17 protein-coding genes are annotated in these 22,005 nt (G+C 70.4%); 6 read left to right on the top strand and 11 right to left on the bottom strand.

Annotated elements, in window-relative coordinates; genetic code table 11:
* Positions 1-4: 4 nt before the first annotated feature.
* On the bottom strand, positions 5-1,201 hold the full coding sequence (locus tag VFQ84_RS11765; RefSeq protein ID WP_325131824.1) for an EAL domain-containing response regulator: 1,197 nt from the start codon (positions 1,199-1,201) through the stop codon (positions 5-7).
* Between the two features lie 301 nt (positions 1,202-1,502).
* On the opposite strand from VFQ84_RS11765, the gene VFQ84_RS11760 reads away from it, so the two are divergent.
* The 4 genes from VFQ84_RS11760 (at position 1,503) to VFQ84_RS11745 (ending at position 6,694) form a co-directional block, all read left to right on the top strand.
* A complete protein-coding gene (locus VFQ84_RS11760; protein WP_325131823.1) occupies positions 1,503-2,591 on the top strand; it encodes a hypothetical protein in 1,089 nt (362 codons plus the stop codon).
* 24 nt (positions 2,592-2,615) lie between these two features.
* Positions 2,616-3,278, top strand: coding sequence for a hypothetical protein (locus tag VFQ84_RS11755; RefSeq protein ID WP_325131822.1), 663 nt, complete (start codon positions 2,616-2,618; stop codon positions 3,276-3,278).
* A gap of 35 nt (positions 3,279-3,313) precedes the next feature.
* A complete protein-coding gene (gene lnt, locus VFQ84_RS11750) occupies positions 3,314-5,752 on the top strand; it encodes an apolipoprotein N-acyltransferase (protein WP_325131821.1) in 2,439 nt (812 codons plus the stop codon).
* Between the two features lie 648 nt (positions 5,753-6,400).
* A complete protein-coding gene (locus VFQ84_RS11745; protein ID WP_325131820.1) occupies positions 6,401-6,694 on the top strand; it encodes a hypothetical protein in 294 nt (97 codons plus the stop codon).
* A gap of 554 nt (positions 6,695-7,248) precedes the next feature.
* On the opposite strand, the gene VFQ84_RS11740 is transcribed toward VFQ84_RS11745, so the two are convergent.
* Positions 7,249-8,154, bottom strand: coding sequence for an alpha/beta hydrolase family protein (locus tag VFQ84_RS11740; RefSeq protein ID WP_325131819.1), 906 nt, complete (start codon positions 8,152-8,154; stop codon positions 7,249-7,251).
* Between the two features lie 108 nt (positions 8,155-8,262).
* Here VFQ84_RS11740 and VFQ84_RS11735 point away from each other — a divergent pair, with 108 nt between their 5' ends.
* Positions 8,263-9,480 carry an FAD-binding domain-containing protein gene (locus VFQ84_RS11735; RefSeq protein WP_325131818.1) on the top strand — a complete coding sequence of 406 codons (1,218 nt, stop codon included), beginning with the start codon at positions 8,263-8,265 and terminating at the stop codon, positions 9,478-9,480.
* 2 nt (positions 9,481-9,482) lie between these two features.
* Here VFQ84_RS11735 and VFQ84_RS11730 read toward each other — a convergent pair whose 3' ends face one another.
* A complete protein-coding gene (locus VFQ84_RS11730; protein ID WP_325131817.1) occupies positions 9,483-9,947 on the bottom strand; it encodes a hypothetical protein in 465 nt (154 codons plus the stop codon).
* Between the two features lie 637 nt (positions 9,948-10,584).
* On the opposite strand from VFQ84_RS11730, the gene VFQ84_RS11725 reads away from it, so the two are divergent.
* Positions 10,585-14,085, top strand: a complete 3,501-nt coding sequence (locus VFQ84_RS11725) for an indolepyruvate ferredoxin oxidoreductase family protein (protein WP_325131816.1) — start codon at positions 10,585-10,587, stop codon at positions 14,083-14,085.
* 132 nt (positions 14,086-14,217) lie between these two features.
* Here VFQ84_RS11725 and VFQ84_RS11720 read toward each other — a convergent pair whose 3' ends face one another.
* From VFQ84_RS11720 to VFQ84_RS11685, 8 genes are all read right to left on the bottom strand, one after another.
* Positions 14,218-16,578 (bottom strand): M56 family metallopeptidase, encoded by a 2,361-nt coding sequence (locus VFQ84_RS11720; RefSeq protein WP_325131815.1) that lies wholly within the window; start codon positions 16,576-16,578, stop codon positions 14,218-14,220.
* Positions 16,575-16,982, bottom strand: coding sequence for a BlaI/MecI/CopY family transcriptional regulator (locus tag VFQ84_RS11715; RefSeq protein ID WP_325131814.1), 408 nt, complete (start codon positions 16,980-16,982; stop codon positions 16,575-16,577). The genes VFQ84_RS11720 and VFQ84_RS11715 overlap by 4 nt, the downstream gene beginning before the upstream one ends.
* Before the next feature lie 93 nt (positions 16,983-17,075).
* On the bottom strand, positions 17,076-17,870 hold the full coding sequence (locus VFQ84_RS11710; protein ID WP_414637043.1) for an EAL domain-containing protein: 795 nt from the start codon (positions 17,868-17,870) through the stop codon (positions 17,076-17,078).
* A 171-nt stretch (positions 17,871-18,041) separates the two neighbouring features.
* Entirely contained in the window at positions 18,042-18,734 is a 693-nt protein-coding gene (locus VFQ84_RS11705; protein ID WP_325131813.1) for an OmpA family protein, read from the bottom strand.
* A 132-nt stretch (positions 18,735-18,866) separates the two neighbouring features.
* Positions 18,867-19,442 (bottom strand): hypothetical protein, encoded by a 576-nt coding sequence (locus tag VFQ84_RS11700; RefSeq protein ID WP_325131812.1) that lies wholly within the window; start codon positions 19,440-19,442, stop codon positions 18,867-18,869.
* Positions 19,443-19,485: 43 nt separating this feature from the next.
* Positions 19,486-20,067 (bottom strand): GTP cyclohydrolase I FolE, encoded by a 582-nt coding sequence (gene folE, locus VFQ84_RS11695; RefSeq protein WP_325131811.1) that lies wholly within the window; start codon positions 20,065-20,067, stop codon positions 19,486-19,488.
* 41 nt (positions 20,068-20,108) lie between these two features.
* Positions 20,109-21,359 carry a TCR/Tet family MFS transporter gene (locus VFQ84_RS11690; RefSeq protein WP_325131810.1) on the bottom strand — a complete coding sequence of 417 codons (1,251 nt, stop codon included), beginning with the start codon at positions 21,357-21,359 and terminating at the stop codon, positions 20,109-20,111.
* A 50-nt stretch (positions 21,360-21,409) separates the two neighbouring features.
* Positions 21,410-21,997: a pyridoxamine 5'-phosphate oxidase family protein gene (locus tag VFQ84_RS11685; RefSeq protein WP_325131809.1), complete on the bottom strand. Its 588-nt coding sequence runs from the start codon at positions 21,995-21,997 to the stop codon at positions 21,410-21,412.
* Between the last annotated feature and the right edge of the window lie 8 nt (positions 21,998-22,005).

Genomic DNA, 22,005 nt, shown 5'->3' with positions numbered 1-22,005 from the left:
CGGGTCAGTGATGGGTCTGGCGCCAGCGCTGGATGGCGTCGGGCAGCTGTTCGCCCGGGACCGGCGCCGAGATCAGGTAGCCCTGGGCGAAGTCGCAGCCCAGCTGCGCCAGCAGCTGCCATTCCTCGATGGTCTCGACGCCCTCGGCCACCACCTTGAGGTCGAGCTTGCGGGCCAGGTCGAGGCTGGTTTCGATCATGGCGCGCTTGCGCGGCTGGGTCGGCGCGCCGCTGACGAAGCCGCGGTCGATCTTGAGCTCGGTGAAGGGGATCTGCGATAGCTGCGACAGCGACGAATAGCCGGTGCCGAAGTCGTCCACGCTCAGGCCGAAGCCCTTGAGCCGCAGCCGCGCCAGCATGCCCAGGCCGCGGGCGGTGTCGCTCATCACCGAGCTTTCGGTGATCTCGAGGATGACGTGCTCGGGGCTCAGGCCGTGTTCGCGCAGCACGGCCTCGTAGCGGTCGGCCACTTCCGGACCGGTCAGGTTCTGGGCCGAGACGTTCACCGAGATCTTCAGGTCCAGTCCGCGCGCCTGCCAGCGCTTCCACCAGGCGCAGGACTGCACCAGCATCAGGCTGGTGAGTTCGTCGATCAGGCCGCCGGCCTCCATCACCGGCACGAACACCGTGGGCGGCACCATCCGGCCGTCGGCCAGGCGCCAGCGCGCCAGCGCCTCGACGCCGACGATCTTGCCGTTGCCGAACTCGGCCTGGGGCTGGAACCAGGGCACGATCTCGCCGCGCGAGAGCGCGTCGCGGGCCTGGTCGAGGCTGATCTCGATGTCCAGCGCGACCTGGCCGCCGACCACTTCCGATTCGTACATCGACAGCACGGTGGTGAGCTTGCCCGGCGTCAGCGGCTTCTCGATGCAGCCCAGCACGCGCAGTCCCGAGGCCTTGGCCATCACCTGCACGGTGTGCAGCAGGGCCGGCTCCATGGCGCTGACCACCGCGATGGAATGGGCCAGGCGCTCCTGGGCGACGATGCCGATGAACTCGACGCCGTCCATGCCCGGCATGTCCAGGTCGACCAGCACGACGTCGGGCGGATCGGGCAGGGCGCGCAGCAGGTCCAGGGCCTGGAAGCCGTCGGCGGCTTCATGCAGGCGGGTCAGGCCCAGGTCGGCCAGCAGGCGCAGGCCCAGCCGGCGCTGGAAGCCGTGGTCCTCGACCAGCAGGATCGTCAAACCCGCCAAACCCATGTCCTTCCCCTGAACCCTTGGCACGACGCGCGATGGCCTGACTGTACCTGTCGGCATCGCCACCGGGTAGTACGAGGATTTCGGAGCGCACCGGCCCCGGCCGCCCCCCCCCGGGGGGTGTGAAAACGTGCTGCAGCGCACATTGCGCCCCCCGGAACCGTACGCTAGCGTCCGGCGGGCGGTGGAAAGGGGAAGGACGGGCCCGTGTCCAGTGGCTGTCCCCATCGCGGAAGGTTTCGTCAGCTCCAGGTCGGTCGCCGTCCGGCGGCCGTGGCGTACACCACTCGTAGGGGAGACATCCATGAACATCAACACCCGCGCCACCGCGGTGCGCGGCCTGTCGGCCGCACTCCTGCTCGCGCTCGGCGCACCGGCACTGGCCAACACGCTCAACCAGAACGTGTCCTGGACCATCGACCGCGCCGGCACCACCGCCAAGTACCGCATCGTCGCCTACGGCGACTCGATCTACGCCGGCTACAACGGCTCGATCAGCAATGCCGCCAAGTACGCGGCGCCGACCGTCGACGCCGAGTACCTGGCCGCCCGCTGGAACGCCGACATCGAAAGCGTGCGCCGCACCAAGTCCGGCGCCGTCGCCAGCGACGTCTACAACAACAAGATCGTCGCCGAGCGCTCCTACATGCAGGCGTCCAATACCCGCGTGGTGACCTTCGAGATGTGCGGCAACGACGGCCTGCAGGCGCGCACCAGCTTCAAGGGCCAGTCCGGCACCTGCAACTTCGCCGTGCTCGACACCGCGGTGGCCAACTGCCGCACCTACGTGGCGCGCGGCATGGACTTCATCAACGCCAACGCGCATCCCAACACCCGGCTCAAGGTGATCGCCAACCTGTACTACCCCGGCTACAACGCCGACAACGTGCAGAGCAGCTGCCGCGACGCCAGCACCGGCCAGACCGTGAACCTGCGCGACCGGTTCCTGCCGGCGATCGCCCGGATGAACTGGTCGATGTGCGACTCGGCCCGCCAGAAGGGCTTCCAGTGCGCCGACAGCTTCGCCCAGTACATGGGCGCGGACTACGACAGCAATGGCGACGGCCAGATCGACTCCGACGCGCTGCGCTACGTGGCCGGCGAGTCCGAGGCCAGCTACGTCAACCGCATCACGGTGACGCTGCGCTCGACCCTGCGCGACGCCAACACGCACTTCGTGTCGTCCTCGAGCAGCTTTGACTACATCCAGTCCGACGACACCCACCCGACCTACACCGGCGGCACCGTCCGCGCCGGCCTCTGGGGCGGCACCACCGGCACCGGGTCGGCGCGCTACACCAGCTTCACCAACGGCCGCAGCCCGATCTGGAACCAGCTCGGCCACGAGCGCATGGGCTGGGCCATCTCGGTCTACAACCCGGCGTCGCCTTAAGGGCGCCGGCCGGCGCGCGTCGCGATGGGTCCTTCCGACCGCCCGGGCCTCCCGCCGTCCGATCCGGACGGCGACGGGGTGCGCGTGGTCCGGAAGCCGCGCGCCGCGCGTCGCTGGGCGCTGCCCGCGGCCGCCGTGGCGGTGCTGGCGTTCGCGGGCTTCATGGGCTGGCGGCTGTGGCTGACGCCGGCCCCGGGGCCGGCGGCATCGCTCCGGACGGTAACGGTCGCCGAACCCGCCGAAGCGTCCGCCCCCGCGGGCGGTCCGCCCGCGGCGGCACCGATCGCCGAGCCCGGGGTCGACGAACTGCCGAGCCAGGACCCGAATGACCTCGCCAGCTACTTCCGCCCCGGCGACCCCGAACCCACCGGCGCCGAAGTGATCGGCGCCCTGCATGACGTCGGTATCCGCACCGGCCTCGGCGCCTTCAATCCGCCGGGCACCAGCCCGCCGCTGGAAGGCCTGGCCGTGCCCGAGGACTACCCGCTGCCGGAAGGCTACGTGCGGCACCACCAGTACACCGACGAAGGCGTTGCGATCGAACCGATCCTGATGTTCGCGCCCGACTTCGTGCTTCATGACGCCGAAGGCCGGCCGATCCCCCTGCCCGAGAACCGGGTGGTGCCGCCGGAGCTGGCGCCGCCCGACCTGCCCGTGCGGCGGGTCCGCATTCCGCCGGCCGGCTGAGACCGACGTGGGAGTGCCCTGATTTGAAGCTGGATGTGTTGTCGTCCCCACGCTGGCGCGCCGTCGCCGGCCTCCTCGCCAGTGCGCTGCTGTTGGGGCTGTACGCCCGCGGCGGCCTGTTCTGGGGCCTGGGCTTCGTGGCGCTGGTGCCGTGGCTGCGGGTACTCGACGGCGTGGGCCGCCTGCGTGGCGCGCTGGCCAGCGGCTGGCTGATGTCGGTGGCGTTCGTGGCCGCGGTGTTCCTGTGGTTCGGCGCCGCCATCGGCAGCTACACCGGCGCGGGCGCCGGCACCGGCATGGCGGTGCTGCTGGTGCTGGCGCCGCTGATGCAGCCGCAGCTGCTGGCCTTCGCGCTGGTGCGGCATTGGGTCGGAACGCACCACGGCCCGGTGCTGCGCGCCCTCGCCGGCGCCGCCGCCTGGGTCGGCGTGGAATGGGCGCTGCCCAAGCTGCTGGGCGACACGCTGGGCCATGGCCTGTTCCCCTCGGCCACGCTGCGCCAGGCCGCGGACCTGGGCGGCGCGGCGCTGTTGACCGTGCTGCTGGTACTCGTGAACGAGGCGGTGGCGCTGGCGATCCATCGCCGCCGCGAGGCCTGGCGCGCGCGCGGCGCGCCGCTTGCCGCCGCGGCCGCGGTGCTGGTCGCGATGATGGCCTACGGCCAGCTGCGCCTGGCCACGCTGGCGCCGGCGCCGGCCGATGTGCCGCGGATCAAGGTGGCGATGGTCCAGGCCAGCATCACCAACTACGAACAGCTGCGCCAGGAGATCGGCGCCTACGGCGTGGTCCGAAAGGTGCTCGACACCCACTACGAACTGTCGTGGTCGGCCCTGCGCGACCACGGTGCCGACGTGCTGCTGTGGTCGGAGACGGTGTACCCGACCACCTTCGCCAGTCCGCGCAGCGAGGACGGCGCGGCGCTCGACCGCGAGATCCAGGGCTTCGTGGACGCCGCCGGCGTGCCGCTGGTGTTCGGCACCTACGACCTCGACGCCGCCGGCGAGTACAACGCCGCCGCCTTCCTCGAGCCGGGCCGCGGCTTGCTGGGCTTCTATCGCAAGACCCATCCGTTCCCGCTGACCGAACACGTGCCGGGCTGGCTCGACCACGCCTGGCTGCGGCGCGCGCTGCCGTGGACCGGCAGCTGGCAACCCGGCGACGGCGCCCGCGTGCTGCCCCTGCGCACCGCCGACGGCCGCGAAGTGAACGTGCTGCCGCTGATCTGCCTGGACGACGTGCGCAGCCAGCTGTCGCTGGACGGCGCGCGCCTGGGCGCGCAGGCGATCGTGGGGATGTCGAACGACGCGTGGTTCACCGACTATCCGGCCGGCGCGCGCCTGCATCTGTCGGTGGCCGCGTTCCGCAGCATCGAGACCCGGCTGCCGCAGGTGCGCGTGACCACCAACGGCCTGAGCGCCGTCATCGACGACACCGGCCAGGTGCTGGTGAACACCGCGATGGGCGACCAGGCGGTGCTGACGGCCGAGCTGGCCGCGCAGGATCCGGCGCCGACGCTGATGGTCCGCTGGGGCGATTGGGTGGGCCGCGCCGCGCTCGTCTTCCTGGGCGTGCTGGCCTTCCAGGCCGCGATGTCGGCGCTGACGGCGCGGCGCGCGGCCGCCGACCTAGGCCCGTTGGCCGCGGACGCGGTGCTGCTTTCGTCGCGCTGGCGTGCGCTGGTCGCGGCGCTGCGGCTGATCGCCGCCCTGGGCCTGGCCTGGCTGGCGGCGGACATGGTGCTGCGTACCGGGCTGCAGGTGCAGTCGCTCAAGCAGCTCGGGCTGTTCGGCGCCGTCGTGGTGCTGCCGCTGGTCGCGTCGCTGGCGATCCTGCGGATGTTCTCGGCCAGGCTCCGCATCGAGGGCGCGATGCTGGTGATCGACCAGCACCGCCAGCGGATCGAAGTACCGCTGGCATCGATCACCTCGCTGGCGCCCTGGCGCCTGCCCTGGCCCGGCAGCGGCACCGACCTGGTGCTGGCCTCGGGGCGACGCTGGGATCGCGGCCTGGCCATCGCCGATCCCTCGGCACTGGCGCGGGCGCTGGCGACGGCCGGTGCCGCGGTGTCGCCCCCGCCGGGCTTCGCGGCGCGGCTGGCCAGCCTGCGCGCGGTCGATGGCCGCCCCGCGCTCGAACAGGCCTGGGTCAAGTTCGGGTTGTTCCCGCTGCTGCCGGCCGCGGTGGCGTTCCGCCTGCACCAGGTCATCGCCTTCGGCGGCCCCTTCGGCGAGGCCTACACCTACGGCTGGGGCGCCTGGCTCGCCGGCCTGGCGGCGTGGTGGGCGTCGTGGGCGCTGGGGCTGATGCTGTTGGCGGCGGCGCTCCGGATCCTGGTCGAACTGGCCTCGCTGCCGTCGCTGCTGATGGTGCCGGCCCGTGCGCAGGCGGTGCGCCTGCTGCTGGCGTGGCTGGCGCGCGCGATCTATTTCATCGGCGTACCGGCCTGGTTGGCGGTTCGGTTGTTGGCGGCATAGCGGTTAGCCATCGGGTAACCGTGGGAGTGATGTCTGCCTTCGACCCGAAGCGGACATCGGAATTTTCCAGGAACACTTGTCTCGACTCCAGAGGGAGAGATCCAAGGGCGCATGGGCGAGAAGGCTGGTGGTCGGGTTCTCGTCGCATTGTTCACCAGACAAGGGCAGCCTAAAATTCTCAATAGTCATCGCGTTGCGGGTTGCCTCCCGACAGCCCGATCGGATGTATAACCGGACCCTGGCGTCCGCATATACGGTAGTTAGGCCCGCATGAAAGCACGCGCGTCATTAGCCCTGCTCCTCACAGCAATCTATGCGGCTCTCTCTCTCGTGTGTGCGCTCGAGCCATCGCTGCTCCCCGGCGATTCCATCGTGGCGTCTGCGCTTGTCGGTCCCCCGCTGCTGCTGGTCTGGGGAACATCCACCTGGGTTGTCTACTCAGTCGCTACTCTTGTTGTATCGGCACTTGCTGGCGCTGTACTGCTCAGCCGAGCGCCTGAGGCGAAAGTAGTTGCTGGGTTCTTCGGACTGGTCGTTTGGCTGGGCATCGGGTTCTTCGCAACCGCACTTTCGGTCTGATACCGTAGGCCCAGGCAATCATTCAAGCCGACGCCTTCGGCGCGGCTTAACCCAGGTGTTCGGCCTCAGATGGAAATCGTCGCGCAAGCCGATCACAACTGGACGCTCCTCGCAGCTGACGGCAGGAAGTACTTCAGCGTTCTTTGCGGTGGAGTGGCGATGTACGGCATGGATTTTGAGCTGACGTCCGAAGAGGCCGCGACATTGGCCGCAGGCATGCCACGCGCTGCTGATGGACTGGCAGACAAGGCTCGGCACAGTGAGTCTGTTTACCGGGAGAGACATATCTCGGACTTTTCATTGCGCGAGGATGTTCGCTTGGCGGTCCTAAAGTGGCGCAAGGCGCGCCGCGCTGAGCCCTAACCATTAATTCAAGTCGACGCCGCTCCGCGACGCGGCTTAACTCGGGTGTTAGGCCACATGGATCGATACCAGCTTGATAGAGACGCAACGCTCGGGGAGCGAGCTCTGGGTGCGGTGCTGGTTTCCGCCTTCGCGCTCTCCCTCGGAGTCGCGTCCTACTACATTTGGATCGCCGCGCTTAGGTCCGTGCCGGCAGACCCGATTCTTCTATCGCTATCTGCTCTTTCGGCCGTTGCCTGCTGCTTGCTCTTTCGAAGCCTTTATATGACCTTGAAGGCACCGGTCATCAGGCCGAGTCGCAAAACTCTCATTGTTGCCGCATACACAATGACGGTTGTGGGGACCTCTGGCTTGGTATCAGCTCTTGTTCCAGGCGCCCGCGCGCCTCACTTCTATGCTTCGGCCCTCGCGGCAGTCGCGATGGGAGCGCGGTATATTCTCGGCCAAGGGCGCCGGTCGGGGCCTGACTAATCATTCAAGCCGACGCCTTCGACGCGGCTTAACTCAAGGCGTTTCTGCCTGACACGAATGTCCGCTTCTGGCCGAACGCAGTCTCAACGCGGCGGCGGTTCGAACGCGCGACCGGCGATCCAGTCGACCATCGCGTCGAATCTTTCCTGCTCCAGCGCATGCCCTCGGTCCAGCCGCAGCGCGGTGATGAAGTCGCCCGCCACCTTCGCCACGACCTGGTCGGCGTCCCGCGAGTACTTGTCCTCGGTGCCGGACACGACCATCGTCGGCCGCGGCCCGATGGCGGCGAGGACGTCGTGGGTGTCGAGGATCTTCGCCAGCCCCGGCACCGCCTCGAACAGCGTGAACCCGGTGCCTGCGCGTCGGCGCGTCCCGATGCTGCAGACCGCGCCGCTGATGCAGGCAAACCGGCAGCGTTGGTCCAGCGCCGCGTGGTAGAGCACCGTGTAGCCGCCATACGAATGCCCCGCCACGCCCACGCGCCGCGGGTCCATGCCGGGCAGCTGGCGCAGCACGCTTACCGCGCGCTGCGCGTCGTCCAGGGTCTTGCGCATCAGGGTGTCGCCGTCGATCAGGCGGTAGTTCAGGGCGTTGTAGTGCTGCAGCCAGTCGTAGGTGTCGGGCTCGACGCCGGTCACGCCGGCGCGGCGGTCTTCGAAGGAGACGGCATCCGGGGCCAGCACCACCAGGCCCTTGCGGGCCAGCGCCGGGCCGAAGGCCTGGAAGGGGCTGCCGACCAGGCCGGCGACTTCGCTTTTGCCGAAGTGGAACTCGCCGTTGTGCTGGTGGAAGACCGCGACGCCTCCCGCCGGTTGGCGATCCGCAGGCGTGAACAGGAAGGCCGGGATCACGTCGCCCTCCAGGCCGCGGTAAGCAATGCGCTCGCGGGTGTAGCCGTCTTCCGCCACCACCTCGCCACGCTCGAAGGGCATCGGGACGGGCTCGGCCAGGCCGAGGCGGGCGCGCAGCAGGGTGGCCAGGTCGGTCATGGGCGGGGATGGTAGCCCGGCACGCGCCGGTGCAGGCGGGTCCCTGGGATTCACGGCGCCATGCGAGCCACTCGCCATACTTTTGGCTCGACCCCAGGCCCCGGACCCATGACCGACTTTCCCGCCAGCCGCGCCGCCGGCCTCGAAGCGATGGCTGGCTTCGTGCCCGCCATGGGCAGGCGTTACGCCAATGGCCGCAACATCGACCATGGCCCCGGTGCCCACAAGGCGGTGTCGCGGCTCTCGCCCTACCTCCGTCGCCGCCTGGTGACCGAGCAGGAGGTGGTGGCGGCCGCCCTTTCGGCGCATGGCCTGGAGATGGCGGAGAAGTTCGTCGAGGAGGTGTTCTGGCGCAGCTACTTCAAGGGCTGGCTGGAGCGGCGTCCGCAGGTTTGGGCGAGCTACACCCGGGGCCTCGCGGAGGATCTTTCCGCGATGGAGGGCGACCGCAGGCTGCGCCGTCGCGTGGAGCAGGCGATGGCCGGGCAGACCGGACTGGCGTATTTCGACGCCTGGGCCAGCGAACTGGTCGAGACCGGGTATCTGCACAACCATGCGCGGATGTGGTTCGCCTCGATCTGGATTTTCACGCTTGGCCTGCCCTGGCGCCTGGGGGCCGACTTCTTCCATCGGCACCTGCTCGATGGCGACGCCGCATCGAACACGCTGGGCTGGCGCTGGGTGGCCGGGCTCCATACCCGCGGCAAGCCGTATCCGGCGCGCGCCGACAACATCAAGACCTGCACGCTCGGCCGTTTCGCGCCGCGGGCCGGCGAGCTGGCGGAGGTCACCCAGGGCCTGGAGGCGACCGAGCCCGAGGGGCTGCCGCCCGTCCTGGCGCTGCGTGACATCGTCGCCCCGAAGCCCGGCGTCCCCACCGTGCTGCTCATCACCGATGAGGACTGCCGGCTGGAGGACTTCCCGTGGTCGGGTCTCGATATCCGCGCCGTGGCCACGCTCGCCACGAGCCATCTGCGTTCGCCGCTGCCGGTGGCGGAGGCCGTGGTCCGCTTCGAAGCCGGCGCACTGGTCGATGCCGCGGCGCGGGCCGGCGCGACCGCCACTGCCCTGCGGGCCGGCCCTCCCGGCGCGCTGGCGCGCTGGGCCGCGGCAGCGGGCGCCGTCCAGATCGTCACGCCTTACATCACCCGCGGGCCGGTTTACGACTGGCTTCGCGAGGCGGCGCCTTCCCTGGCCGAACACGGCATCACGCTGGCCGAGTGGCGGCGCGACTGGGATGCCGAAGTCTGGCCCCTGGCCACGGCCGGGTTCTTCAAGGTCAGGCAGCAGATTCCCCGCATCCTCGCCGACCTGGGGTTGGCCTGAGCTTATTCGACCCGGAGCTTGCCGGTCGCGCCGTCCAGATAGATGTAGATGTAGTCGTTGCCGGCGTCGAAGCTCTCGCCCTCCGCCACGTTGCCCGGCCGGTACACGCCGACCACGACCCGGACGTCCTTGTCGGCACAGCCGGCGGTGGCCATCGTCACCGAGTCCTTGCCGACGATGCCGTTGAGCTCGTCGAGCAGCCCGGTCCCCAGCGCCTGGCCACGCACGGTCAGGGACTTCACCCGCGACGAACGCTTGCCGGGCCCGGACGAAATCGTCTCGAAGGCGATGCTGACATCGGGTTCACTGGCGGTCGAGCCCACGCAGCTGAACTGCGACTGGGTCTGCGCGCTGGCCGGCAGGAAGTTGGCCAGCGTGATGGCGCCGAGCTCCCCGGCCGTGGCCGGTGCGATGGCCAGCAACGCCATCAACCCAAGCAGGACGGGAGAGTTGCGGAAGATGGACATCGTGGACTCCTTCATGGGCAGGGTTCGGCGACGAGATCGGTGGGTACCCGGGCGCCGGGGGGTGACCCGAAAGGCCTGGCCGACGACGCGACGGGGAAGGTAGCTGGACGGGTTGTCGTGGTCGTCGAAATTCCACCGCCCGTCTTTACTACCGCAATCGACATCGTAGCCGGTCATGTCGCACGAACCGGGCGAGAAGCCGGTGACCGGATGGATTCGTGCGCGCGGATTGCTCACGCCGACTAACCGACAGGGCAGCATCATCAGGACACCCGGCGGGGCGTAAGCCAAGGGCTACGAGTTGTCGCCAGGCCGTACTTGCCTCGACAAAGTCACTGGCATTGCTGCGATGGCGCCCGCACCTCGTCGTGCCCGGTGACGCGCGGGCGGCGGTCCGGATCCCGCGGCCGTTGCGGCAATCGGCGTCCCGGCGGGCTTTGGGGCCCCACCTGTCACCCAGGCCCCGCCACGCCCCGCCCGCCGGAAGGCCTTCACGCACCGCGACTGGCGCGGGCGCCCTTGGCCCCATCCGGATCGCCGGACCCCGGAGTACCGGGGGCAGGATCCATCGCTACACGGCGCAAAGACGCCCCGCTGCTATAATTCCGAGTCTTTGCTCCAGCCCCGGAAACCGCCCATGTCCGTCCCCACCCTTCCGACCGAACGTCCGCTCGACCGCGAGTACACGCTCGAGCACAAATACACGCGTGAAGAGGGCCGGATCTACCTCTCCGGCGTGCAGGCGCTGGTGCGCCTGCCGCTGATGCAGCAGATGCGCGACCGCGCCGCCGGCATCAACACCGCCGGCTTCATCTCGGGCTACCGCGGCTCGCCGCTGGGTGGCTTCGACCTGGAGCTGTGGAAGGCGCGCAAGCACCTGAAGTCGTCGGGCATCGAGTTCACCCCGGGCCTGAACGAGGACCTGGGCGCGACCATGGTCTGGGGCTCGCAGCAGACCAACCTGTTCCAGGGCGCGAAGTACGACGGCGTGTTCTCGATGTGGTACGGCAAGGGCCCGGGCGTGGACCGCTGCGGCGACGTGTTCAAGCACGGCAACGCCGCCGGCACCTCGAAGCTGGGCGGCGTGCTGGCGCTGGCCGCCGACGACCATGCCTGCCGCTCGTCGACGCTGCCGCACGGCTCCGAGGGCGAGTTCGAGAGCGCGATGATGCCGGTGCTCAACCCGGCCGGCGTGCAGGACATCCTGGACATGGGCCTGCTGGGCTGGGCCATGAGCCGCTACACGGGCCGCTGGATCGGCTTCAAGACGATCGCCGAGACGGTGGAGTCGTCGGCCTCGGTGAACGTGAACCCGCACCAGCTCGACATCATCCTGCCGGGCGACTTCGAACTGCCGCCGGGCGGCCTCAACATCCGCTGGCCGGACCCGCCGCTGGACCAGGAAATGCGCCTGCACCAGTACGCGGTGAAGGCCGCGCAAGCCTTCGCGCGCGCCAACCACATCGACAAGGTCGTGGTGGATTCGCCCAAGGCGCGCCTGGGCATCGTCACCACCGGCAAGAGCTACCTGGACGTACTGCAGGCGCTGGAATACCTGGGCATCGACCGCAAGGTGGCCGAGGACATCGGCATCCGCGTCTACAAGGTCGGCATGACCTGGCCGCTGGAGCCGCTGGGCATCCGCGAGTTCGCGCGCGGGCTGGAGGACATCATCGTCGTCGAGGAGAAGCGCAGCTTCGTCGAGCGGCAGATGAAGGAGTACATGTACAACTGGGAGCACCGTCCTTCGATCGTCGGCAAGTACGACGAGCTCGAGAACTGGGTGCTGCCCAGCACCAACGAGCTGACCCCGGCGCGCATCGCCCGCGTGATCGCCGGCCGCGTGCAGCGCTTCTTCCGCAGCGAGCAGATGGACAGCCGCCTGCAGTGGATCAGCGCCAAGGAGAAGGAGCTGGCCGCGCCGCGCGCCAACTTCCCGCGCGTGCCGCACTACTGCTCGGGCTGCCCGCACAACTCGTCCACCGTGGTGCCGGAAGGATCGCGCGCGCTCGGCGGCATCGGCTGCCACTACATGGTCACGTGGATGGACCGGAAGACCGACACCTTCACCCACATGGGTGGCGAAGGCGTCACCTGGTCCGGCCAGGCGCCGTTCACCGATGAAAAGCACGTCTTCCAGAACCTCGGCGACGGCACCTACTTCCACTCCGGCTCGCTGGCGATCCGCCAGTCGATCGCGGCCAAGGTGAACATCACCTACAAGATCCTCTACAACGACGCGGTGGCGATGACCGGCGGCCAGCCGGTGGACGGCACGCTGACCGTGCCCGACATCGCGCACCAGGTGCGCAGCGAGGGCGTCAAGACCATCGTCGTGCTGAGCGACGACATCGAGAAGTGGTCGGACCGTTCGCTGTTCCCGTCGGGCGTGGAGTTCTACGACCGCGCCGAGCTCGACGCCCAGCAGAAGCGCCTGCGCGAGGTGCCCGGCACCACCGTGCTGATCTTCGACCAGACCTGCGCGGCCGAGAAGCGCCGTCGCCGCAAGCGCGGCAAGATGGTCGACCCGGCCAAGCGCATCGCCATCAACTCGCTGGTCTGCGAAGGCTGCGGCGACTGCGGCGTGAAGTCGAACTGCGTGTCGGTGCTGCCCAAGGAAACCGAGTACGGCCGCAAGCGCGAGATCGACCAGAGCAACTGCAACAAGGACTTCAGCTGCGTGAAGGGCTTCTGCCCGAGCTTCGTCACCGTCAAGGGCGGCGGGCTGCGCAAGCGCAAGGGCAGCGGCAACAAGGAACTGCTGGCGAACCTGCCGGCGCCCGTGGTCCGCGGCGACCTGGAACAGCCCTGGAACATCCTGATCACCGGCGTCGGCGGCACCGGCGTAGTGACCATCGGCGCGCTGCTGGGCATGGCCGCGCACCTGGAGAACAAGGGCGCCTCGGTGCTCGACCAGACCGGCCTGGCCCAGAAGGGCGGCGCCGTGACCACCCACGTGCGCATTGCGCGCACCCCGGCCGACATCCACGCCGTGCGCATCGCCGCCGGCGAAGCCGACCTGGTGCTGGGCTGCGACATGGTCGTCGTCAACGACTACTGGGCGCTGTCGAAGATCCGCGCCGACCGCACCGAAGTCGTGATCAACGACTACCAGGCGATGCCGGGCCCGTTCACCCGCCAGCCGGACATGCAGTTCCCGGCCGCCGGCATCGTCGACGCCATCCGCACCGCGCTGGGCGGCCGCGAGCCGCTGCAGGTCGCCGCCACCGAGATCGCCACGGCGCTGATGGGCGACGCCATCGCCACCAACCTGTTCATGCTGGGCGTGGCCTGGCAGCGCGGCCTGGTGCCGATCAGCCTCGAGGCCATCGAGCGCGCGGTCGAGCTCAACGGCGCGGCGGTCGAGATGAACAAGACGGCCTTCGCCTGGGGCCGCCTGTCGGCGGTGGATCCGCAGGCGGTGCTGGAAGCCGCGGGCCTGGTGGAAGCGCCGGCCGAGGCCAGCGCGATGGCGGACTCGCTGGACGACGAGGCCATCAGCCAGTCGCTGGACGAGCTGATCGAGCGCCGCGTGAAGTTCCTCACCGACTACCAGGACAAGGCCTACGCCGGCCGCTACGTCGCCCTGGTCGACAAGGTCCGCCAGGCCGAGGCCCGCAAGGCCGACGGCTCGACCGCGCTGACCGCGGCGGTGGCCCGCTACTACTTCAAGCTCATGGCCTACAAGGACGAGTACGAGGTGGCGCGCCTGTACACCACCGGTGATTTCCAGAAGCGCATCGCCGCGCAGTTCGACGGCGACTACAAGCTGCACTTCAACCTGGCGCCGCCGATGTTCTCCAAGCGCGATGCCGACGGCCACCTGGTGAAGCAGGAGTTCGGGCCGTGGATTTTCACGGCGTTCAAACTGATCAGGAAGCTGAAGTTCCTGCGCGGCGGTGCCTTCGACCTGTTCGGCAAGACCGAGGAGCGCCGCATGGAGCGCCAGCTGATCACCGACTATGCGAAGACGGTGGAGGAGCTGCTGGGCAAGCTCGAGGCCGGCAACGTCGACCTGGCCACCCAGATCGCCTCGGTGCCCGAGCACATCCGCGGCTTCGGCCACGTCAAGGAAGCGCACTTCGCCAAGGCCAAGGCCCGCGAGGCCGAGCTGCTCGCGAGCTGGCGCGCCGCGTAAGCGGCGCCCGGCGACACGGCAAGAAGCGGTACCGCAACAAGCGGTACCGGGTTCATTTTCATTTCCGTTGAGACAGTGTCTCAGCGGGAATGAAAATGAACCCGGTACCGTTTTTCTCGGTACCGTTTTTCTTTAGCGGCTGGCGAAGCGGTCGAGGGCTTTTTCGGCCTGGCCGCGCTCGTGGTCGGCAAGGCCGCGCGCCACGGTGCGATAGCGCTCGATCAGGGCCGGGTCGTTGGGCATGTGCGCCGCCAGCAGGCGCAGGGCGACCGAGGTTTCGTAGCCCGAGCCGACGTGGTCGAGCGAAGCCAGCACGGCCTCGGCCAGGGGCGCGTCCACCGGGCCGGCGGTCACCAGCGCCTCCAGGGCCTGGCGCTGCTCGTAGTCCGAGCCGATGCCCGCCAGCACGTCGAACCAGGCCGCGCGGATCCCGGCATCCTTCCGCGCCTGCGCCACGGCGCCCAACAGCACCTGGCGCGCCTCGTAGTCGCTGCTGATGGTGCGGGCACCGTCCAGCGCCAGGCGCGCGGCGTCGGGCTCGCCCGTGGCGAGCAAGGCCTCCAGGACGCGTCGCTGTTCGTAGTCACTGCCGATGTCGTCCAGCACCTGGCGCCAGGCCGGCAGCACCGGACCCGTGATCGCCTGGCGCTCGGCGAGTTCGGCCAACAGCTGCGCCTGCTCGTAGTCGGAGCCGATGTCGCCCGCCAGCGCCAGCAGCTGGACCTGGCGCGCCGGCGACAGGGCCTGGCTGGCCAGGCCGGCCGAGAGGGCCTGGCGCAGCTCGTAGTCGGAGTCGAGGCCGCGGGCGAGGTCGAGCGCGCGGCCCATCTGCGTGTCGTCCAGCGTTGCGTTGCCGAACAGCACCTCCAGGTAGCGTCGGCGCGCGTAGTCGCCGCGGATCAGGTCGATCTCGGCCAGCAGCGCCGTCGGGCCGCCCGCAGCCAGGATCCGCTTGCCGCGGGCCTCGGCCTGCATGCCGGTCTCGCGCATCAGGTAGGGCAGGCGCTCGGCCAGCCAGGCACGGGCGACGGCATCGAAGGGCTGGGTGTCGCCGTCGACGCGGTAGTCGCGCACCAGCTGGCCGTCGACCAGGCTGACTTCGAGCTTCCGCTGCGTGCCGCTGCGCGTGTCGTCGAGCTTGAACTCGGCGTCCGGGTCCATGGCGAGGATGTCGCTTTCGCCGGCGTTGAACGTCACACCCCCCTTGATCGTCAGCTTGATGCGCTCGCCGGTGGCGGAGTTGCGGTACTGGTAGGTGTCGCGGTTGTTGGACTGGGTATGGGCGGTGCCTTCGCCCCAGCTGAACAGGCTGCCGGCGAAGGCGTCGTTGCCGATGCTGGTGACCGCCAGTCCCGGCAGGGCGACGGCGGCGGCGAGGGCGGCGACCAGGACGGTGCGACGCAGGGCGGTGGGGATGGGGCGGGTCATGGGGGCTTCCTCGAGCAGGTTCTGGACACGGCGCACCACCTGGCCACTGTCGTCGGCCATGGCTACCGCGAGCGGGGAATGGCCGGCGCGGCGGCCGGCGTGGGTCAGGCAGGTGGCCAGGCATTCGGCGAGCGGCCGGCCGCTGCCGCAGAGCTCGGCGGCGCGGGCGTCGCAGGCGTCTTCGGCCAGGGCTTCCAGCCGGCGCAGCGCCAGCCAGGCCAAGGGGTGGACGAACAGGGGGACCAGCGCGAGTCGTTGCGCCAGCCGCCAGGCCGGATCGTGGCGCTGGAGGTGGGTGAATTCGTGGGCCAGCAGCGCGCGCTGCTGCGGACGGCCCAGGCCCTCGACCCAGTCGGGCAGCAGCAGCCGGCCCCCCGGGAGCAGCATCGGGCTGCCCAGGCCGGCCAGCGCGTGCAGGGTCGGCGGGCGCGGCAGCGCGAGTTCACGGGCGACGCTGGCGGCCTGTTCGAGCACCGGCGCGGCGGGCTGGGTCGGCGTGGCCGCGAGGGCCCGCGACCAGCGGCGCAGGTGGCGCCACTGGGCGCCGAGGCGAACGCCGGCCACGGCCAGGCCCAGCGCCCAGGGCAGCAGCAGGACCAGCACCGCCGCCAGCGGCAGCGCCAGTCCGTCCGGCGCCTCGGCGGCGAAGGTCGTGCTTGAACTGACCGTGGTCGAATGGGTCGTGGACGCGGTGGTCGCGGGAGCGTCCGGTCTTGCGGCGGCAGCGCGTCGCGTGGCCCGCGGCAGGCCCGCCTCGCCAGGCACCGGCGCCTGGACGACGGCGGCCGTCGAGGGCGCGCCGCGCCCGGCGTCTTCGGCCGGTGGCGGCGCGGCCGTGGCTGCGCGCGGCCCCGTCGTCCCGGCGGCGCGATCGAGCGCCGGCCCCAGCACCGACAAGGTCGCGGACAGCAGCGCGCCGAACAGCGCCGCACGCCAGGCCAGCTCGGCCCAGCCGGGATGCCGCAGCGCACCGCTGCGCTCGAGCCCCCACACCAGCGACAGCAGCACCGTCGCATGCAGGAGCAGGGTCAGCTGGAAGGACACCAGGGCATCGATCACGCTCATCGGCGGGGCCCCTTCTTGTCGCTGTCGCGGGCCAGCAGCGCCTCGACCTTGGCCAGGTCGCCCGGCGCCACTTCGCGCTCGCTCACCAGATGCGCCAACAGGGCCCTGGGATCGCCCTGGAACAGGCTCTGGATCAGGTCGCCGACCATCGTTCGGCGCACCTGGGGCTCACTGACCAGCGCGCGGTAAAGCAGCTGGCGGCCCTCCCGGCGGTGGGCCACGGCACCGCGCTTCCCCAGGCGGGTCAGCACGGTGGCGACCGTGGTGTGGGCCAGCCCGCGCTCGGCGGCCAGGGCGGCGGCCACGTCGGCCACGCTGGCCTCGCCGCGCCAGAGCACGCGCATCACGTCCAGCTGCAGGTCGCTCAGGGCGATGTCGTCGCCCTCGGGGGTCTGGTCGGTCATCCGGGTTGCTTCTACAGGTGTCGTACTACAGTTGTAGAAGATTGCCGCGGCCCTGGCAAGGGGCCGGAAGTCACGGACGGGGCCAGGCCGCGCTCAGCTGGCGTCGAGCTGGTCCCAGAGCGCCGGCGGGATCACCGGCAGGGCTTCCAGGGCCGGGCGGGCGAACAGGTAGCCCTGGAACCGGGTGATGCCCATGTCGCGCAGGGCCGCGAATTCGGCCCGGGTTTCCACGCCCTCGGCCAGCACGTCACAGCCGAGCGAGCGGCACGTGGCGACGATGCCGCTGGTGATGGAACGGCGCACGCGGTCCTGGTCCAGGCCGCGGATCAGGGCCATGTCGAGCTTCACCACGTCGGGCTGGAATTCGGCCAACAGGTTCAGGCCGGCATACCCGGCGCCGAAGTCGTCGATGGCGGTGAGGAAACCGCGGCCCTGGTAGTCCTTGATGATGCGCACCACGTGCGGCACGTCGCGGATCTTCTCCGACTCGGTGACCTCGAAGATCAGCTGGCGCGGATCGAAGCCGCAGCGCTCGGCCGCCGCCAGCGTCAGGCGGATGCAGGTGGCGGGCTCGTACACCGCGTTGGGCGCGAAGTTGATCGACAGGCGCGTGGTCATGCCAAGGCGCGCCGCGGTGTCGATCGCCAGCACGCGGCAGGTCTGGTCGAAGCGGTAGAGCTTGTCGGCGGGCACCCGCGCGATCACTTCACCGGCGCCCTCGCCGTTCTCGCCGCGCACCAGGGCCTCGTAGGCGTAGATCTCGCGCGCCACCACGTCGACGATCGGCTGGAACGCCATGCGGACGCGGAAATCGAGCGTCTCGTCGCCCCGGCACTGCACGCAGGGATGCGGGCTCTGGACGTCGCCGAAGAATTGCTTGAGGTACATGCCTGGCTCCCCGGGGCGCGGCCTCCACCAGGCCGCGCACCGTGGGAATTCTAGACCAGGCCGCGCATTCGTTCCGCGAATCCGGTTGCCAAAGCGATACCCGGTCCACCCGCTTGCTCGCGGAGACCCTGTCTCATCGAGAAAGAAAATGAACCCGGTACCGCTGTTTGCTCAGGAGCGGAGGGGGACCAGGGTGATCTCGACGCGGCGGTTCTCGGCGCGGCCGGCTTCGGTGCTGTTGCTGGCCACCGGGTGGTTGGCGCCGGCGCCGGTGATGATCAGGCGCTGGTTGTTGACGCCGCGGCTGGCCAGGTAATTGCCGACGGCCTGGGCGCGCTGCTCGGACAGCTTCTGGTTGTAGGCCGCCGAACCGATGCTGTCGGTGTGGCCCGCGACCTCGACGATGGTCTGGTCGAACTCGGCCAGGGTGTCGGCGACGCGGTCGAGCACTGCGTACGAGCCCGGACGCAGCGAATAGCTGTCGAAGCCGAAGGTGATCGCCTCGGGCATGTCCAGCGTGATGTTGTCGCCGTTGCGGACGACGTCGACGCCGGTACCGGCCATGCGCTCGCGCAGGGCGCGCTCCTGGTTGTCCTGGTAGCGGCCGATGGCGCCGCCGGCCAGGCCGCCGACACCGGCGCCGACCAGGGCGCGCTGGCGCCGCTCGGTGGCGTCGTCGCCGCTGAGCAGGCCGGCCACGGCACCGGCCACGGCGCCGATGATCGCGCCCTTCTGGGTGCGGTTCATGCCCTCCTCCTCGCCAGCGGGCCGCGGCGCGGACGAATAGCCGCCGGTGCTCTGGCAGCCGGCGATCAGCACGGTGAACAGGGTGGCGGACAGCACGGATTTGATCGGGGTCTTCATGGCGAACCTCTCGGGGGGATGGCCTGATGGCCCGACAGGGATACTCCTAAGGGACGCCGATGGCCAGTCCGCGCGCCGCTGCGGTTCAGCTACCCCAACCCCTGCTGACCCGGCGACCGCCGGACCCGGCCGTCAGGCCGAGGCGGACTGGTTCTTGAGGATGAGTTCGGCCAGCCAGGCTTCGCCCTGGGCCGTCAGTTCCAGCGGCGTCTGCTGCCAGCCGGTGAGCACCATCGCTTCGGCGATGGCGAATTCGAGCTGCTGCTTGGTGAACTTGCGCTCGCCGGCGATGACGGCCTCGAGCACGGCGCGGCCGGGCATCGGCGCCTCCATCTCGGCGGCCTTGGCGGCGACCGCGGCCCCGGGATCGGCGCCGCCGTGGCTGGCCAGCCACTCGATGCGACGCAGGGCGTCGCTCTGGGCGTCCTTGGTGGCGTCGACCTGCGGCGCGGCGGCGGCCAGCGACTTGTGCAGCGTATTGAGCTGGCCGGCGACCTTCATGCGCTGCAGGTTGGCGGCGTCACGGGCGTGTTCGGCGTCCTCGACGTCCTGGCGCAGGCGCTCGAGCTGGGCCGCCGGCGGTGCCGCGGTGCCAAGCGCCTGCAGGGCGGCGTCGAGGCGCGCGAGCCAGTCGGCGCGCTCGGGCAGGGCCGGGGCCGCTTCGATGCGGGCGCGGAGGTCTTGCAGCTGGGCGCGGGGGTCGCTCATGGGCACGATTATAGGCGGCGCGCGGACGCCCGCCACCTCGGGCTCAGCGGCCGGGCCCGACCTCGATGAAGCGCAGGAATTCCGCCCGGGTGCGGGCATCGTCGCGGAAATCGCCCAGCATCTTCGAGGTCACCATGCTGACGCCGCGCTTGTGGATGCCGCGGGTGGTCATGCATTCGTGCGCGCCGACCACCACCACGCCGACGCCGCGCGGCTGCAGCACTTCCTGGATGCAGCGGGCGATCTGGGCGGTCATCTTCTCCTGCACCTGGAAGCGCCGGGCATAGGCCTCGACCACGCGCGCCAGCTTGCTGATGCCCACCACCTTGCCGCTGGGCAGGTAGCCGATGTGGGCCTTGCCGATGATCGGCGCCATGTGGTGTTCGCAGTGCGATTCGAACTCGATGTCGCGCAGCACGATCATCTCGTCGTAGCCGGCCACTTCCTCGAAGGTGCGCGCCAGGTACTCGCGCGGATCCTCGCGGTAGCCGCTGAACCAGTCGCCGTAGGCATCGACCACCCGCCGCGGGGTATCGAGCAGGCCTTCGCGCGACGGGTCTTCACCGGCCCAGCGCAACAGCGTGCGCACGGCCTCCTGGGCTTCTTCCTGGCTGGGCTTGCTCATGGCGATCCTTGGTTGATCCCCGGATGCTACGCCGGGCCGGGTCATGAATCCGTGTGCGTCGCGCGGGTGACGCGCCAGGCCAGCAGCCCGGCGGCCGACACCATCGCGGCGGCCAGCAGGAAGGTCGCGCCGGCCAGTGGCCCCTGCAGCCCGCGGATCGCGACGAAGGCCAGGGTCTGGGTGAACAGCGTCGGTCCCAGGATGCCGGCGATCGAATTGAGGCTGCCGATGGCGCCCTGCAGCCGGCCCTGCTCGGCCGGCCCCACGCGCGCCGTCATCAGCGACTGCGCGGCCGGCCCGGCGATCGCCCACAGCGCCGCCACCGGCATCGCCGCCCAGAACCAGTAGCCGTTGGGCGCCAGCGCGTACAGCACGAAGCCCAGGCCGCCCATCGCCGCGCCCAGCAGCACCGTGCGGCGATCGCCTAGGCGGCGCGTGATCGGGCCGATCAGGACGCCCTGCACGATCACGCTCAGCACGCCGACCAGCAGCAGGGTCCAGCCGATCATGCGCAGGCCTTCGGGGCCGTTCCAGCCGAAGCGGTAGTCGGCGTACAGCACGAAGGTCATCGGGTAGACCAGGTGCGCGAGCGCCATCAGGAAGCTCACGCCCGCCAGCCCGAACAGCTCGGGATGCGCGCGCAGCAGCTTGATCGCGCCCAGCGGATTGGCGCGGCGCCAGTCGAAGGCCGAGCGGCGTTCCGGCGCCAGCGACTCGGGCAGCACGAAGTAGCCGTAGCAGAAGTTGGCGCCGCACAGCGCCGCCGCCACGAAGAACGGCAGGTGCAGGTTGATCGCGCCCAGCCAGGCCCCGACCACCGGCGCCAGGGTGAAGCCGAGGCCGAAGGCCATGCCCAGGCGACCGAAGGCCGCGGCCCGGTCCGCCGGCGCGGTGACGTCGGCGATATAGGCGTTGGCGGTGCTGAAGCTGGCCGACGTGACGCCGCCGAGCAGGCGCGCGATGAACAGGATCGGCAGCGTGTCGGCCAGGGCCATGATCAGGAAGTCGATGGCCAGGCCGGCGTTCGAGATCAGGATCACCGGCCGCCGCCCGAAGCGGTCCGACAGCGCGCCCTGCACCGGCGAGGCGAAGAACTGCATCAGCATGAAGCCGGTCGCGAACAGCCCGTGCCACAGGGTGCCGCTGGCGATCTCGCCGCCGGTGACTTTCTTTAGCAGCGGCGGCAGCACCGGGATGACCACACCGAAGGCCAGCACGTCGACCAGCACGGTGATGAAGATGAAGGCGAGCGCGGCGCGGCGTGCGGCCGGCGCGGGGGCGGAGGCGTCCAAGCGGCGGGATCCGGGTGGGAGGCGCGCAGTCTAGCCGAACACCGCCGCCGCTACGGCGTGGTCCAGTCCGCCTGCCAGCCGTCGCCCTCGCGCGCGAAGCGGGCGCGGACGTGGCCCTGCGCCGACAGCGACAGCCAGTCCAGCGCCTGGACCCGCAGGCGCGCCAGGGCGAAGTTGCCGCGCGCGAAGGCCATCGCCTCGGCATCCAGCGGCGGCGCGCCCAGGCCCGGCGGACCGCCATCGCCCGGCAGGTGGACCCGGGACCCGGGGGCGCCCGCGCCGGCGTAGTTCTGGCGCGAGGCCCGGCGGCTCGCGGCCCAGGCCGCCTCGGCCTCGGCATCGTCCAGGTGCAGGTGGACGGTGCCCGACAGCCGCACCTGCTCGCCGTGGCCGAAGAAGCACCAGGCCACGCGCGGATCGGCCTCGAGCTGCGCCCGCTTGGGGCTGCGCCGGTCGGTGTGGAAGGCCACGGTGCCGCCGGTCGGATCCACCGCGCGCAGCACCGCGTAGCGCGCCTGCGGCCCCTCGGCCGAGACGGTGGCCAGCACGCCCTGGTGGAACGGGTCGGCGCCGCTGCGGGCGCCGGCCAGCAGGCGCGCCCAGGCGTGGGTCCAGACCGCGTCGAGGGAATCGAACATGGCGCGAT

It is taken from the genome of Arenimonas sp., assembly GCF_035721105.1.
Taxonomy (GTDB): domain Bacteria; phylum Pseudomonadota; class Gammaproteobacteria; order Xanthomonadales; family Xanthomonadaceae; genus Arenimonas.
Note: the sequence above shows the minus strand (reverse complement) of the source record. Positions and strands in the feature narration are given on the sequence as shown.